General features: G+C 38.9%; 14 protein-coding genes. 5 read left to right on the forward strand and 9 right to left on the reverse strand.

The features are described 5' to 3' along the window. Positions 1 to 20: 20 nt before the first annotated feature. Positions 21 to 839, reverse strand: a complete 819-nt coding sequence (gene cysE, locus BW139_RS00930; protein ID WP_010387694.1) for a serine O-acetyltransferase — start codon at positions 837 to 839, stop codon at positions 21 to 23. Between the two features lie 327 nt (positions 840 to 1166). Here cysE and BW139_RS00935 point away from each other — a divergent pair, with 327 nt between their 5' ends. After that, the gene (locus BW139_RS00935) at positions 1167 to 1574 is read left to right on the forward strand and encodes a hypothetical protein (protein WP_076918350.1); all 408 of its coding nucleotides are present in this window, start codon (positions 1167 to 1169) and stop codon (positions 1572 to 1574) included. Position 1575: 1 nt separating this feature from the next. After that, positions 1576 to 1890 carry a helix-turn-helix transcriptional regulator gene (locus BW139_RS00940; RefSeq protein ID WP_008110269.1) on the forward strand — a complete coding sequence of 105 codons (315 nt, stop codon included), beginning with the start codon at positions 1576 to 1578 and terminating at the stop codon, positions 1888 to 1890. Between the two features lie 80 nt (positions 1891 to 1970). Here BW139_RS00940 and BW139_RS00945 read toward each other — a convergent pair whose 3' ends face one another. Then, entirely contained in the window at positions 1971 to 4853 is a 2883-nt protein-coding gene (locus BW139_RS00945) for a pitrilysin family protein (protein WP_076918351.1), read from the reverse strand. 249 nt (positions 4854 to 5102) lie between these two features. On the opposite strand from BW139_RS00945, the gene BW139_RS00950 reads away from it, so the two are divergent. Further along, on the forward strand, positions 5103 to 6059 hold the full coding sequence (locus BW139_RS00950) for a methylenetetrahydrofolate reductase (protein ID WP_010387688.1): 957 nt from the start codon (positions 5103 to 5105) through the stop codon (positions 6057 to 6059). A gap of 299 nt (positions 6060 to 6358) precedes the next feature. Here BW139_RS00950 and BW139_RS00955 read toward each other — a convergent pair whose 3' ends face one another. The 6 genes from BW139_RS00955 to BW139_RS00980 form a co-directional block, all read right to left on the reverse strand. Further along, entirely contained in the window at positions 6359 to 7369 is a 1011-nt protein-coding gene (locus BW139_RS00955) for a DUF4917 family protein (protein ID WP_076918352.1), read from the reverse strand. Positions 7370 to 7473: 104 nt separating this feature from the next. Then, positions 7474 to 8325, reverse strand: coding sequence for a DUF5677 domain-containing protein (locus tag BW139_RS00960; protein WP_076918353.1), 852 nt, complete (start codon positions 8323 to 8325; stop codon positions 7474 to 7476). A gap of 112 nt (positions 8326 to 8437) precedes the next feature. Then, positions 8438 to 9298: a hypothetical protein gene (locus BW139_RS00965; RefSeq protein WP_076918466.1), complete on the reverse strand. Its 861-nt coding sequence runs from the start codon at positions 9296 to 9298 to the stop codon at positions 8438 to 8440. Positions 9299 to 9676: 378 nt separating this feature from the next. Next, positions 9677 to 10039 (reverse strand): hypothetical protein, encoded by a 363-nt coding sequence (locus BW139_RS00970; RefSeq protein WP_254844934.1) that lies wholly within the window; start codon positions 10037 to 10039, stop codon positions 9677 to 9679. 207 nt (positions 10040 to 10246) lie between these two features. Next, a complete protein-coding gene (locus BW139_RS00975; protein WP_076918354.1) occupies positions 10247 to 11494 on the reverse strand; it encodes a DEAD/DEAH box helicase in 1248 nt (415 codons plus the stop codon). A 91-nt stretch (positions 11495 to 11585) separates the two neighbouring features. Further along, complete coding sequence (locus BW139_RS00980) at positions 11586 to 12290, reverse strand: DUF3581 domain-containing protein (RefSeq protein WP_076918355.1); 705 nt, start codon at positions 12288 to 12290, stop codon at positions 11586 to 11588. A 156-nt stretch (positions 12291 to 12446) separates the two neighbouring features. Here BW139_RS00980 and BW139_RS00985 point away from each other — a divergent pair, with 156 nt between their 5' ends. Together BW139_RS00985 and BW139_RS00990 are read left to right on the forward strand one after the other, a co-directional pair. Next, complete coding sequence (locus tag BW139_RS00985) at positions 12447 to 12842, forward strand: hypothetical protein (RefSeq protein ID WP_076918356.1); 396 nt, start codon at positions 12447 to 12449, stop codon at positions 12840 to 12842. 87 nt (positions 12843 to 12929) lie between these two features. Continuing rightward, the gene (locus BW139_RS00990) at positions 12930 to 13781 is read left to right on the forward strand and encodes a CPBP family intramembrane glutamic endopeptidase (protein ID WP_076918357.1); all 852 of its coding nucleotides are present in this window, start codon (positions 12930 to 12932) and stop codon (positions 13779 to 13781) included. A 57-nt stretch (positions 13782 to 13838) separates the two neighbouring features. On the opposite strand, the gene gltX is transcribed toward BW139_RS00990, so the two are convergent. After that, positions 13839 to 15323: a glutamate--tRNA ligase gene (gene gltX, locus BW139_RS00995; RefSeq protein WP_008111109.1), complete on the reverse strand. Its 1485-nt coding sequence runs from the start codon at positions 15321 to 15323 to the stop codon at positions 13839 to 13841. Positions 15324 to 15373 lie beyond the last annotated feature (50 nt).

The following is a 15373-nucleotide window of genomic DNA, read 5'->3' on the forward strand; positions in this document are numbered from 1 at the left end:
TTCCCTTTAATTTTTATTTTTTAAAGCATTGCACTGGTGTGCGATTCGTTTTCTGGCTCGGGGTATTCTAAAAAGTTTTGGTTCATACTTTCTGCCGGGCACTCACAATCAGGACGACCAATAATTTTTGCAGGCACACCCACCGCAGTAGTATGAGGCGGCACAGGGCTTAGTACCACAGAGCCAGCACCAATACGTGCGCCCTCGCCCACTTCAATATTACCCAACACTTTAGCGCCCGCACCAATAAGTACGCCCGCTCTAATTTTAGGATGGCGATCGCCTTGCTCGTTACCCGTACCACCTAATGTAACCGATTGTAATATAGATACATTATCTTCAATTACTGCAGTTTCACCTATAACAATACCGGTGGCATGGTCAAACATGATGCCTTGGCCTACTTTACAAGCAGGGTGAATATCAACCCCAAACACCTCTGAGGTACGGCTTTGAATAAAGCGAGCCAGCTCTTTACGGTTTTGTTGCCATAAGCAGTTAGCTAAACGATGCGCTTGTATCGCATGAAACCCTTTTAAGTTTAAAATCACGGTAAGGTAGGTTTCGGCTGCAGGGTCTCGATCTTTTACCGCTTTAATATCATGAGCAACATGTGTCAGCATGCGGTCACACTTTACAAAAGCTTGGTCAAACAGCTCGCGTATTGTAAAAGCGGATACCACAGCATCAGCTAGTTTATTAGCAACAATAAAACTCAATGCCGACCCTAAGCACTCATGATTTAAAATACACGAATACACATGGCTCGCTAAAAGGGGTTCACGAGTTACTACTTCATTTGCTTCACTACGAAGCTGTTGCCAAATTTCATGACGCATAATAATGCCTTAAGATTAGTACAAAGAGCCTATCGCCAATTCTAACGGATTTAGCCGCCTAGGTGTTAATCCCTTCGTTATTTGTTCTGGTTATTAGATATAACCAGTTAAGTTTCAGGTTTATATTACTTTTTTCAAGCCATACTATATGACAGCTAGGCAGGTTTAAGCATTTATGCAAAAATAAAATAAGTTAATAAAAATCAGTAAATAACAACATATGACAGCACGTGTGTCATGTGCCAAAATGGCCACTGGCGTACTGCTGACGGCGTAAAAAATAATAATAAACGCTAAATTAGCATCATCAACTCAACAAGGATAACGATGATGAAAAACGACATATTAAATACAAAAAAATTAGGCTATAAATTTTACTTTCAAGATGGCGATAACCAAATAGCCTGTTTTGGAAGCTACTTTACTGGTAAAGAAGAAGTCTATATTAACGATGACTTAGTTAGCAGCAGACGCAGCGTTAATATAAAAAGCTCACACACATTTGATTTTGAAAATTCGCAGTACCAAGTGAAATTTGACATGCTCAATATACTGACAGGACGACTTGAATGCACTCTTTACAAAGATCAAGAAGTGCTTGCCAAGCAAGTTCAAAGTAGTCTTCCTAGCGATCCTAAAAAAGCGTTTTTTTTTATTCTAGGTTGTGCATTAGGTGGTGCAGTATTTGGCTATACTACAGCAGCAGTCGTAGAGCTATTTGTAGGGAAACTTTAACATGCAATTAAACCCTGCAACGGTAAAGTCGCTTAGGCACACATTCGATTGGACACAACAACAGCTTGCCGATGCCTGCGATGTAAGCTTGCGAACCATTCAACGAGTAGAAAAAGAAGGTGCAGCCTCAAAAGAAACCACCATGGCCTTATGTGCGGTATTTGAAGTACGCCAAGGTGAGCTTATTAAGCTTGATGAAAACAACCAAAATGATGCCAATAACAGCCCATCTAAAAGTTTTATTGCTGGTTTAGTTATTAGCTCTGTTATTAGTTTTGCCCTTGGTGCAGCCTCAGTACTATTAGTTAGTAACTAATAAAATATAAAAATGCCCCAATGCTTACGGCACAGGGGCATTTTTTAGTACTTAAAAACTTAAGAACTTAAGAACTTAAATTATTGAAATACTTTATCCACCTTTACTACTTCAATATTTTTCGCTGGTATTGCCAGTTTATAATCAGCAATCACTTTATCTTCAGCCACTAACTCGGCAGGCTTATCGGTGTTGTACACCATAGGCGAGGTTTGCATAGTTGCTAAACGTTTTTGCATATCTTCACCATCACCGGTAACAAACACATAGTGGATATTCTCAGTTTGTAGGTTGTCTTTAATCACGCGATTTACATCGCCAACAGTCAATGTTTTAAGCTTGTTTGTTACATAGTTTACAAAACTATCGGTGTTATAAAACTCGCTATCTAGCGCATAACCTAACTGGCGATTTTGACTAGCAACCATTTGTGGCACAAAGTTAATTAAAAAGTTACGTGTGGCTTCAAAATCTGCCTCAGTCATGCCATTTTTAATTAATTTATCTAGCTCAAATAATGCGGTACGGGTAGCAAAATGCGCATCGTTGTTTGAGCGCAGTGGACGCAGCCACACCTGGAATATTTGCTCAGAGCGCCCTAAGTTTGCATCCGGTTTAGTTTGAAACATACCTCTAGGGAAGTATTCAATGTAGGCGTAATCACCGTAATTCATACCACGGGTTTGACGAATACGTTCGTACAAGTAACTGTTAGAACTACGATGCTCACCAAAGTACGAGCGCACTAACCACAATGCGGTCCAGTCTTCGCTGCTACGAATGGTATCAATAGGAAAGCCAAACGATACAGCTGTTGATTGCGCTGACTTTTCAACAATTGTTGCATGATGACCTTTAAGCTCTGGCGCATCAGGGATTGTTAAGCGGCTTTGTTCGCCTTTAGGGAGTGTCGCTAAGTCAGCTAACATTTGTGCTTTAAGTTTTGTAGGGACTGCACCAATTAAACCCACAGTAAGTTTAGCTTGTGTAAGTTCAGCATTATAAAACGCTTTAACATCATCAAGAGTGAGCGCTTCTAAGTCAGATAAGTCACCGTAGTTATAGCTTTCATAAGGGTGGCCTTTATAAAGCACACTGTAGAGCACTTCTTTACCCAACTCTTCATCATTAGAGGCTTTTAAACCTGATTTAATGCCATCGATCATTTCTTTTTTCAGACGCTTAAAGTCATCTTCTCTAAAGCCTGGGCTTAATAGCTGCTCACTCACTAAGGCATACCACTGAGCAGCATTATCTTTATGAATACGCCCTTGGAACGACAGCATTTCTTTATCTATTTGATAACCAAAACTACCTGCCAGCGGGTACATTGCCTTTTTAATATCTTTGTAACTCATTGAGGTTGAGCCACCTTGCGCCAGCATTGCGGCAGTGAGTGCTGCAACCCCTTTTTTACCCTGCGGATCGGCAGCGGCACCGGTATTAAATAATAAGTTAATATCGATTAACGGCGAGCTATTAGTTTTATCCAGCACCTTAAAGATAGGCTTACTCGGTACTTGCTGATACTTAGCTACCAAGGCATTTAAATCGCTTTCTTGTTCAAAACCAGGGGCTTTATCAAGTGCCGACATAGTAATTGTGGTGCGGGCGTTATCAACAAAATACTTATTTGCAACGGCTCTAATATCTTCGCTAGTGATATTGTCTGCCGATTTATACAGCTGATTAATTACCTCAGGATCGCGCTCAAAATGCATATAGCTGGCAAGTGTAGAGGCAATTGCTTGCGACGAATCTAAACCATTTATAAAGCTGTATTTAAGATTAGACTTTAAATCGCTGAGTTTTTGGCTATCAACCAACTCGGTACGCGCTTTGGCATAGGTACGGTTTATAGCATCACGCACTGTGGCTAAATCATCGGCATTTTCAACTTTTACAAATACATGCAGTAACCCTGGATCTTTTGTCTCTGGGTTATAGGTAAACATTTGACTCGCGATTTGTTTTTCTACTACCAGCTCTTGGTAAGTATCTGAATTGCTCGAAAAATAAAGCTGCGAGAGTAAATCTAATGCGGCTCTGTCTTTTTTCTGTGGCTCCCATGCGGCGCCTTTATACGACACAAGTAACCAATGGCCAGGTAATCCCTCGTTTTGCTCATGCACATATTTTGGCGCTTGCTGAGTTGGCTCTTTAGGAATATCAGCAACATAGTCGCCTTTTTGCCAGTTACCCCAGTGTTTTTTAACCATCGCCATGGTCTCTTTTGGATCAACATCACCAACAATCACAAGCGATACATATTCAGGCTTATAAAACTTAGCAAAAAACTCTTTACCGTAGGCCATTTGATCTGGCATAGCTTCAATGTCTTCAAAAAAGCCCATTGTAGTGTGTTTATAGGTATGTTTTTCGAACGCTTCTTGGCGTACCGCACTTAATAATTTACGAATTGGACTGGCATTATTTTTTAAGTACTCGCCTTTAACCGTTAGCGCTTCGGTTCTAAATTGCTCTTCGGTGTAGCTTAAGTTTTGAAAAATATCCGCTTCAATTTCAAGTACTTTATCAAGGTGTTGTTTTGAAAAATTTAAGTGGTAGTTAGTGTAATCGTTAGTTGTATAGGCGCGGTTATCAACCCCTGAATTTTTTAAAATATCTGAATACACATCTTGCGGAAACTTTTCAGAGCCTTTAAACATCATGTGTTCAAAAAAGTGAGCAAAACCAGTTTTACCCGCTTCCACTTCATTACGCGAGCCAACAGATACAGGTATTTGTAGCGATACTACATCTGGGTAATCGGTTTTAACTACCATCACACGTAGGCCGTTATCTAGCTCTTCTATTAGGTAATCTTGTGAAAAAACACGCTCATCTGCTTTATTAACTTGTTCTTGTTGAGCTGCTGTTTGCGTGTTTTGACTTTGCTGCATAGCACAACCTGTTAAGGCCAGCGATACCGCTAGGCTAGTTGCCAATAATTTAAATTTCATTGTTATCCCTTTTTAAATTGAGCAATTTTTAAAACATTTACCAAACTAAGTATGCCGTAAAGTAATTAAATATAAGAGCCCTAAGCCTATTAATTATGTAAACAACTGTGTCAGTTATTGCTGGTAACTTGGTTTAATCATGAAAATAATTCACGTTAGTTGAGAAACTTTCAATAAATAAATCTATCTAGACGTCTAAATGGCTGCTATATTAAATCCATCATCACAAATTAAGCTGGAATGAGGATTATGGCTTTATCACTTCAAGAAAAAATACAGGACACCAACCAAGGTGTTTACCTAATTGGCACAACACCGCCAAAAATTGGGACTGATAAAGCGCAATTAAAAATCATTGCCGAAAAGTTATTAGGCCGTTTACACGAAATTGAATATGACGGTGTGATTATTTATGACATTCAAGATGAAAGCAGCCGTACAGAGCAAGCGCGTCCATTTGCATTTAAGCAAACAGTTGATCCGCGCGAGTACAGTCAACTCTTACGAGGCTTATCTGATCTTGATGTAATTACTTATAAAAGTGTAGCTCAGCGCGGTGTGAGTGAGTTTAAAGCGTGGTTAGATGAAACTAAAAATGACTACGATTTAAAAAACGTGGTGTTAGTGGGCAGCCCATCATCAGCGGGTGATATAAAGCTAAGCTTACCGAATGCCTACAAAACTCTGGCAGAGCAGTCAGAAGATTTCTTTTTAGGTGGTGTAACCATTGCTGAGCGCCATGCCAATAAGCGCAACGAGCACCAACGCTTAATAGAAAAAACAGCACAAGGGTGCCAGTTTTTTATCTCTCAAGCCGTGTACAACGCACAAGCAACCATAGATTTAATAACCAGTTATGCGCGCACATGCAAAGCACAAGGCCTGACACCTAATCGGATTATATTGACCTTTACGCCTTGTGGTGGTGAAAAAACATTGGAGTTTATGCAGTGGCTAGGTATCTCAGTGCCAGAGGCAACTAAATGGCGCATGCTTGATTCGGAAAATACATTAAGCGAATCGGTGCGTATTTGTCGCGAAAACCTCGACTCAATTTTAAAAAGCTGTGCGCACTTAGGTGTGCCGCTGGGCTTAAATATTGAAAGCTTAACCAACCGTAAAGAAGAAATAGACGCATCTATTAACTTATACCGTTTATTAAAAGCAACAATGGAACTCAACCTTGCGGAGAAACTGATAGCTTAATTGCGAGGTTCGGAGTTCGGGGTTCGGGGTTCGGGCAACAATAATAAGCGACATAGAATAAGCCAGTTCAAGTAGTTAGCTTCGTTTATTTTAATAAGTACTAACTTGATCTGTGAGGTTTGAACTATAGGACTTTATCAAAGCTGACTGTCGCGTTTGTGCCATGAGCGGATAAAAAGTGAATTTGAAAGCTGTCAGGTTTGAACTGTAGGACTTTATCAAATCTGACAGTCGCATTTGTGCCAACAGTAGAGACTGGTAACGCCCTATTAGGAGCATTGCCCTGCTTAAATGGCTTGTTATGTTTTCCATACTCCAGTGTCGGAAGTATCAGCAATAAAAACGGGGACATGTCGCCTATGTCCTTGCTTTTTTTGAACCTGCTCAAATTCATTGAGCAACTGTATTGCCCTAGCCCTATCTGGAGCATACTCACCAATAATTATCTTTTCAGCTGGGCTCCTTAATAATTGCTGGATTATATGCTCATCTTTACCATCCATAAATGAGCAGCCAAATGTGAACACACATCCCTCTACTTTTTGAAGCCGATCATAGCAGTAGCTCAAGTATTTGTTGCCCCGTATCACCTCTCGCTTTTGCTTACCTGTCCCTTCTGAAACCGTGACGGGGAACACTCCATTATCAATATTTCTCTCTACTACAGCTAGAATAGGATCATATTGAGAGCTTCTTACTTTCGTAGCAGAAATACCATTTCTATTTAAGAACAGAGCCCCATGAGGAAATAAAAAGTTGGAGCTATCATCAGGGCTAAAAACAAGATCCTCATGCTCAGTTGAATTACAGAACGAATCACTACCTATATATGATTGTTTGTAACACCTAAGCCAATAAAGCAACAAATCATAGTTTAAAGAGTATATTTCTTTGAATTGTCTCAAAAATCTACGACCACTCTCAATTTTTACATCCATCTCATAGCTAGCATTTGCAAAGCTATTAGGATGCGAGGCTGAAACAGCAACAATCAACTGTTCCCTTAGTAAATCAACTTGTTGTCGATAGAAACGTAGCTTATCTTCACACTCACCATATTTAACAAAAACATCTATAGCGTTGTTTAATTTTTGATGAGCCAACTCAAAGTCGAGATTACACTCATGAAGTAGGTCACATAAAGGCGATCCTTCTTCTATCTCACAAAGTTCAAGTAAGTTATTCCAGCTAAAACACTGAGAACCAAAAGCTTGATCAAATGAAATACCAAAACCATTACCAATGATAATATTCTTCTTATCAGCTCTATCAATTTCTGTTTGAAAGTTTAAAATTTTAGATTCAAACAACCGACTCTCCTGAAAACATAACGCCGCGTTAAGCGGACTAAAATTGTGGGTTAAAATGCGTATCGAAACGTAACCCACTGTTTTAGTTAAGTTTAAACACCTTTTTAAGTTTCGTACTCGACTTTGTTGAACTCTTTTAACAAAATCTTTAATTCAGAAAATAAAGGTGAATAGGAATCTCTTAATTTATCTATAAAGTCATACTCAGTATTACAATGTTGATGCAAAATAACAGTTCTAGCTTCTGCAAACGAACACAGGTCAGATATAGCTCTAGCAATATGAGCGAGCTTAACTGCTTCTTGACGCTCTATATCTCTAGTACAACGCTCCCAAATCATTGAAACGCCATCGCCATCCTTATGAATTAAATGACTACTCATGCCGAAATTGTAAGCTAAATGAACTAATGGCATTAACCTTTCATCACCAGATTTACTAAAGCCTTGAATAATATTACTAAACGACCATTTTTGCTCAAGCGACTTTCTCTGTTGCTTATTTGTACCTTCACGAATTGAATCGATATCAGAATCTTCAAGTTTTAAGTCGGCAATAGATTTCCAATTAGGTAATTCATCAGAGTCTACTGTTTTTAGTAAACTACTGACCCTGTCACTTCTTTTTACTGCTGAATAATTAGGTAATATTTCCCAATATTCTTTCACTTTATCAATAGTCTCATCTTCTGTACCTTGAAGCATGAAGATGTACTTCACAACTCCTTCAATGATAGATCTATTGATAATTTCAGAGTCCCATTCTTGTCCATGTCGTAATAATAGAAGGGAACTCTCAGTACTAAACTGGCAGGATAGATAAAGTTGAGTGCTTACAAATCTGACTACTGGATGCATACCTTGATAGTCTTGATCAAGCAAAGGCTTGCAGTAATCAAAATGCTCACCTACAAAATGACTTGCTAGTGCAGTCAATTGCTTCAGTTTATCGTCCATAATTCACCTAGAAACTTAAACGCCTTACTAAGCGGCGCGAAATAGTTGGCTAAAATTGCGAGGAACGAGCGCTAGCCAACTGTTTAGCGTCCGTTTGAGTAACTTGTTAGAGCTACTCGTAGCCGGTAGTATTTCTTGCATCTAAATTTTTAGTAGATTCCCCAAAAAGATTCTGTACTGAGGTAAAATCGACGTTCTGTTCACTTTTGATTAATTCTAGCAATACCTGATTAGCATTATTTGAATAAGTGATAAGTCTTCCAACTTTTTTAAGCCGCTTTAAGTTTATTTTGGTTTTAGCAAATGTTGGGAAATTTTCTAAAAAATCATTCAATTCAATTATTATATGATCTGTTAATTTAATGCATTTTTCATTTAGATCTATAAGGATTGCTAAGCCTGACTTGCCAAAAGCAGATTCTGCATCGGCTAAAGATAAATTAGCAAAGGCATTGTTGCCATGTTTTATTAACACAGATTGCTTAAATTGTTCATTAAGTTCGTTTCTCTTTTCCCACATATGTAACAAAGAGTTATAGTTTGCAACCGCCGCATTAATTCTAGTTATTTGACTCCATTTAGGAAATTCAGTTTCTTTCGTATCTTCAGAAGGAACAATAAAAGCTAGATCTTGATAGCTTTCAAGAATAGGTTCCGATTTAATAATGATACTTGGTATAGCAAATAGTCTTTGGATTGGAACTGCTGTAAGTTGCTTATGGTAATTACCTTTTATTGAAATAAGAGATGCTCTTGCTCTTTCAATATCTAAAGTCCACTTATTTGCTGCACTCAATTTTTCTTTTTCAATCTGCAAGCTTTCTTGCTTATTTAATGCGAAGTAAGCAATTAATCCACCTAGAATTGATGTAAAGAAAGCACTCGCAATTGGGAAAATATAATCTTTAAAAAAGTTGGGCTCTTGTTTCAAGCTTTCAATAGCCGATACGAGTAATTCAGTTTCAGTGTGCACAATACTTCCTTGTAGCTCTAACAGCTTATTGAACACCATTTTGGTGGTTTATAACACACCAAAACGGCCTATATTACATACCATGATAATTTCACCAATAATTACCTTTGTAAACAAGTAATTAAAACAGCTAGGAATTAAGCATGTTATTTTGCCCCAAAACGGCGTTTAATAATGTTATCGGACAAAATTAGATTTCTACTCAAAACACAGGAATAAATTTAACTTTTTCAGTTTCCGGTTACCGCTCATAGCTGCTTGTCAGGTGAAATCTAAACTAATTCTCCTTAGCTGTAAGATCAGATATGAGCTACTACACCTATATGGCTTGCCTTTTTATTTTTATAATGTAATTCGCCGGTCAATTTCTTTTTAAATTTATATTTTATTACTGTGTTTATCGCGGATTGTTTTTTTTAGCTGTTTTTTAATTAAGGTTTGCTCGTAATACAATGCAACAAAAACCCCAATAAAACTCGAAAAGATCACAATAAGCCAATAGTAAATACTATTAAAAGTGACCACCCCTGAAATAGATAGATACAAATTGAATGGAACCACAAAAATTAAAAATCCTAAGACTTTGATAAACTCCCTAAATAGCTGAGAGTCCATTTTTGCTGAGTTTATATGAGCATTAATAGTTTCGTCTGACACATTACCTAGCTCAGCGTATTCCTTTTTCAACCAATTGAGATAATCCAATTTCACTTCCTTTTTTATATTTTTCGCTTCAATCACCTGATTTTATTCTCGACAAAATAATTACACTTTATTGATTACATGTAAACAACACAATGACTTAACACTTAAGCTGTGTGCTAAAAAGAACTAACAGGGAGAGGTAGTGAATTAAGAAGATGCAACTAACCACGGCGCTAAATTTAACGCCGTGTTGGGCTCTTTTTTACTGAAAGCTGATAGCTGATAGCTAAAAACTAAACGCTTTTATTTACGTCTTCTATTTGGTGCTCTTTGTCCTGTAATACGTTTTTTATCGCGATCTTTACGCGCTTTGTTAGTGTTTTTGCGGTTATCTTTTGATGGCTTATTTAAGTCGGGTTCATAGCCTTCAAGCCATTGTGGTGTTAAGCGAGTATCAAGCAGTACTTCAATTTCTTCAAGTAGCCACTGCTCATCTAAGCTCACTAATGACATCGCTAAACCTTGCTCGCCAGCACGCCCTGTACGGCCAATACGATGCACATAATCTTCAGCTATGTATGGCAATTCAAAGTTAATTACGTATTTAAGTGCCGGTATGTCTAAACCGCGCGCCGCTACATCGGTGGCTACTAATACACGCGTACTGCCTTCTTTGAAGTTATGAAGAGCGCGGTCGCGAGCACCTTGTGATTTATCACCATGAATAGATTCGGTTTTTAAGCCATCTTTACACATTTCTTTAGCAAGCTTATCGGCCATTTGTTTAGTGCGGGTGAATATAAGCACTTGGCGCCAGTTTTTCATGCCAATCATGTGCGATACCAGCTCGCGCTTTCTGTCTTCATCTACTGCGTAAATAACTTGTTCAACCTCTACAGCAGCAGAGTTGCGCTTATCAACTTCAATAAGCTCAGGGTCTTTGAGCAATTTTTTACTTAGCTCAAAAACACTGTCATCAAAGGTCGCGGAAAACAGTAAGGTTTGACGATCGCCTGGAATGTGGCGCAGTATTCGTTTAATTTCGTCAATAAAACCCATATCCAGCATACGGTCTGCTTCATCAAATACTAAAGAGTCCACGCTTGAAAGCACCACACTGCCCTTCACTATATGATCAAGTAAGCGCCCTGGCGTTGCCACTATTACTTGCGCTGTTTTAAGTGCTTTGATTTGTGGGCCAATGCTTGCGCCACCATAGGCAAGTGCACCTTTTATATCTGTACCTTGTGCGTATTTTTCAAAGCTTGCAAATACTTGCTGAGCAAGCTCCCTAGTAGGCGTTAAAATAACCACACGGGCAATGCCTGGTTCGTCTTTTTTAGCGGAATTTAAAAGCTTATGTAATAGCGGCAAAACAAACGCGGCTGTTTTACCAGTACCAGTTTGAGCGCTGCCCATAACGTCTTTGCCCGCTAAAATTGGCGGTATCGTTTTGTGCTGAATGGCGGTAGGCGTAGTGTAATTATTTTGCTCTATTGCCGTTAATAGTAACGGGTCAAGGGCTAGTGATGAGAACGATGTGGCAGACATAAGCTTGGCTTTAAAATAACAAAGAACGCTATTATACCTGAGCTTAAGTAATAAAAAAGGCGCTAAATAGCGCCTAAGTAAAATGAAGTATTTAAGCCGGTTTTAATGTGGCTTTACGCTCATTATAAAATGCAATTAAATCATCAACGGTTGCTTGGCAATATTCACGAATGCCCGACACCACCATGTGTTTTTCACCAAAACCCACCTTTTCGCCGTTTTCGAGTAAATTAAAGCGCAAGGTTATTTTGCCGCGTTTACCAGCGTATTCAAAACTTGGCTCTGCAAACTCTAGGGTCGGTGATTTAATATCAATGTTATTAAGGTTAATGATCATTGATTCATAAATAATCATAGGGCGCGCAGGGTTTATCATTACCTCTTGCTTGCCCATTAAAGGAATAATTACATGCGGGAACGCAGCACCTGAGAACTCAACATAATTTTTTATTAAACTATTTGTAAGTGTTGGGCATTTGCTGGTTTTACCGTCGCGCTTAACCTTTAAAATTACTTTTTCGCCATGGTTTACATCAAACTCTTCTCCAGGTTGTTCTGGAAAATTTAGTTTGGTATTTTCATCAACCATACCGGCAAAGGTAAACTCCATTCGCTCACTAATGCCATAGCGGTCTAACACTAGAGAAAAAAGTAAGTCTCCTGGTGCGCAAAACTTTTTAGCGTCTTTATCATGAAGCGGGTTGTAGTCGTCGGCTACACATTTAGCAAAGCGACAACCTTGCTCACGAGAAATTGAAACATAATCAGCATGCTGCTGATAGTAAGGACTTAACATAGTGTGTTCACTGCTTAAACTGCTTATAACCTAGCTATACTACCAGAAAAAAAATCTTGAGAGGTCGAATCTGTTTAATAAAGGCGAAAAATGATAATTTGCAACTCGCTAATTAACTAAGTAAATTAGGCAAATACGAGTTTAAGGGATTAACTAATGAAGTATTTTTCTTTATTAATATGCGCGGTTTCATTATTAACTGGCTGTAATAACATTACTTACACAACCAATATCGACGACGAGGTTTTATCAGAACACGTTTCAAGCCACATTAAAAAACGTGGTCTAGAGCAATTTTACAGTGTTCAGGACGCTCTCGATAGAGGTGCAAGCCCCCTTGGTGGAATAAAAGGCGAAAGCTGCGATGTTTCAGATGATACGCAAACATTCTCAATTAGCTATAACCGCTTGAAATCACAAGCTATAGAATCCCTTAAAAACGATGTGCTTTATTTAGGTGGCAATGCATTTACACTAGAGCAATGCCAATCAGTATCTCGCTACAATTGTGATTTAGCCGTTATTTGTACCGGACAAGCCTATAATTATTAATAGCTCAAAATTATCTAATTGAGACTATAACGCTATATAATTCGTTTTCTCTCATTTCCCCTATCAAACAACAAGCTGTATTTGCCAATGACTTTTTACTTTTTAGCTGCCGCTATTTTATGTGTTTTCCCACAGTGTAAACTCACTGTATTTCGCCAACCATTATGGCAATACTTATTGCTGCTAAGTGTTATTACTGCCTATTATCAAGAATATATAAATTTAAACGCGGTTGCTGTTATAGCTGTTTATGTAGGATTGTTTCACTTTACGCTATTGGCAACCTCAGCGTTAAAACGTAATGTTCTAACGTCTTTATTTATAACAGCCTCACTCGGGTTAGCCTTACATTGGTTTGCGGGTTTTAATAACCTGCCTATTGTTGTTAATGAACAAGTCACCAGTAACGCAATTGCATTTACCCTATATGCTAATTTCGATAAAGCATTAGCGGGTTTAATGCTGGCCGCTTATGTTTTTGAAAAAAATAAAACGGCAAAGCCAGTAACTATCGGCTACCCTGCTTTAATCATAATTATCACTATTTTAGCGGCGCTTATAACTGCTTTAACGTTGAACCTTGTTGAATTTGCACCAAAAGTACCTGAATTTTGGTTGCTATTTATAGCCATCAACCTACTTTTTACCTGCGTTGCAGAAGAGGCATTATTTAGAGGAATAATACAAACTAAGCTTTCAAAACTAATAACCCCGGGCAGGTTTGCATTACTGGCACCGGTGATCAGTACTTGTGTATTTTCGCTAGCACACTTTTCAGCGGGTACTCATTATATGCTTGTGGCGGCCGTTGCAGGTTTTGGTTATGGCTATATTTACTATAAAACTAGCCGATTAGAATGGGCCATTTTATGTCATTGGCTCGTTAACGTGTTTCACTTTTTCCTATTTACTTACCCTATGCTGGCAACTCCATCTTAGAATTACAGGCACAAAAAAGCCGCTTAAATTAAGCGGCTTTTAAATCTGTATACACGATTACGCACTTGGGTAATCGCGGTATGCGCGTTCTATCTTTTTAGCCTGCTTTTTAGAAATACCTAAATGGGCAAGCGCGACACGTAAACGTGCACGCGATAGGTCAGACCCTAAAATCTCCATTGCATCTAATACCGAAGTTGATGATGTTTTGCCGGTAATAGCCACAAATATAGGCTCTAAGAAATCTTTAATTTTAAGCTCGTGGAAGGTGGCGACTTCTTTTGCAATTGCAAAAATAGCTGGTTTTTCAAAGCTACGTAAGCCTTCTAGCTGCCATACAAAAAACTGCAGCGCTTGGCGAATAACATCTTCGTCAGCTTTACCGGCTGTTAATAGCGCTGGGTCGTAAGTAGGGATGCCGCCTACAAAGTGCCCTGCTAAATCAACCATGTCAGAGAGCGTATTTATACGCGTTTTAGCTTCTGGTAATACTTTAGCCAGCATGTCGCCATTAAATTTCCAGTCAACAAAACGCTGCATTAGCTCTGCATCAGTTAAGTTTTCGCGGATCCACATACCGTTTAACCAGCTTAACTTGTCTACGTCGAATACTGGACCACCAAGCGATACACGCTTCATGTCAAAATGTTCAATCATTTCATTAAGGGTGAACTTTTCACGCTCATCAGGCATTGACCAACCCATACGGCCTAAGTAGTTTAGTACCGCTTCTGGTAAGTAACCCATTTCTTTGTAGTAATTAATAGACGTTGGGTTTTTACGCTTAGACAGTTTTGATTTATCTGGATTACGCAATAATGGTAAGTGACCTAGTACCGGTGCTTCCCAACCAAAATCTTCATACAGTTTTAATAGCTTAGGCGCTGAGTTTATCCACTCTTCACCACGGAAAATGTGGCTAATTTGCATATGGTGATCATCCACCACGTTAGCTAAAAAGTACGTTGGAAAACCATCCGCTTTTAATAGCACTTGCATGTCTACGTTTTCCCACGGGATCTCAATTTCGTCGCGTAGGTAATCGTTAAACTTAAAGGTACCTTCGCTTGGGATTTTCATACGTATAACGTACGGTTTACCAGCAGCTAGGTTTGCTTTAATTTCGTCTTCTGTATGGTTTAAGCCACGACCATCGTATTTAGGACGCAGACCTTCGGCCATTTGTTCTTCACGCATTTGGTCCAGTTCTTCGCTGGTTGCGAAACAGTAGAATGCTTTGCCGTCTTCAACTAACTGATGAGCGTATTTTTTATATAAATCACTGCGCTCAGATTGACGGTATGGACCAAACTCACCACCTACATCAGGACCATGATCCCACTCAAGGCCTAACCAGCGTAAGCTATCCATGATGGCTTGTTCAGATTCAGGTGTGCTGCGAACTTGGTCAGTATCTTCAATACGAAGTACAAATTCACCGCCTTGCTGTTTAGCAAAACAGTAGTTAAATAAGGCAATGTAAGCGGTGCCAAGATGCGGGTCACCAGTTGGCGACGGAGCAACACGGGTACGAATTGTCATGGTAATGTCTCTTTTAATAAGTGAGATGGTATGAAATACCAATAAATATT

Origin of the sequence: Pseudoalteromonas sp. SK18, assembly GCF_001974855.1 — a bacterium.
GTDB lineage: Bacteria > Pseudomonadota > Gammaproteobacteria > Enterobacterales > Alteromonadaceae > Pseudoalteromonas.

What these genes read in the sequence shown, in the direction of transcription:
- BW139_RS00980 (WP_076918355.1), bottom strand. Translation starts at nt 12,290, where the DNA reads ATGTTAAGTCCTTACTATCAGCAGCATGCTGATTATGTTTCAATTTCT.
- gltX (WP_008111109.1), bottom strand. Translation starts at nt 15,323, where the DNA reads ATGACAATTCGTACCCGTGTTGCTCCGTCGCCAACTGGTGACCCGCAT.
- BW139_RS00975 (WP_076918354.1), bottom strand. Translation starts at nt 11,494, where the DNA reads ATGTCTGCCACATCGTTCTCATCACTAGCCCTTGACCCGTTACTATTA.
- BW139_RS00950 (WP_010387688.1), top strand. Translation starts at nt 5,103, where the DNA reads ATGGCTTTATCACTTCAAGAAAAAATACAGGACACCAACCAAGGTGTT.
- cysE (WP_010387694.1), bottom strand. Translation starts at nt 839, where the DNA reads ATGCGTCATGAAATTTGGCAACAGCTTCGTAGTGAAGCAAATGAAGTA.
- BW139_RS00940 (WP_008110269.1), top strand. Translation starts at nt 1,576, where the DNA reads ATGCAATTAAACCCTGCAACGGTAAAGTCGCTTAGGCACACATTCGAT.
- BW139_RS00945 (WP_076918351.1), bottom strand. Translation starts at nt 4,853, where the DNA reads ATGAAATTTAAATTATTGGCAACTAGCCTAGCGGTATCGCTGGCCTTA.
- BW139_RS00990 (WP_076918357.1), top strand. Translation starts at nt 12,930, where the DNA reads ATGACTTTTTACTTTTTAGCTGCCGCTATTTTATGTGTTTTCCCACAG.
- BW139_RS00960 (WP_076918353.1), bottom strand. Translation starts at nt 8,325, where the DNA reads ATGGACGATAAACTGAAGCAATTGACTGCACTAGCAAGTCATTTTGTA.
- BW139_RS00985 (WP_076918356.1), top strand. Translation starts at nt 12,447, where the DNA reads ATGAAGTATTTTTCTTTATTAATATGCGCGGTTTCATTATTAACTGGC.
- BW139_RS00935 (WP_076918350.1), top strand. Translation starts at nt 1,167, where the DNA reads ATGATGAAAAACGACATATTAAATACAAAAAAATTAGGCTATAAATTT.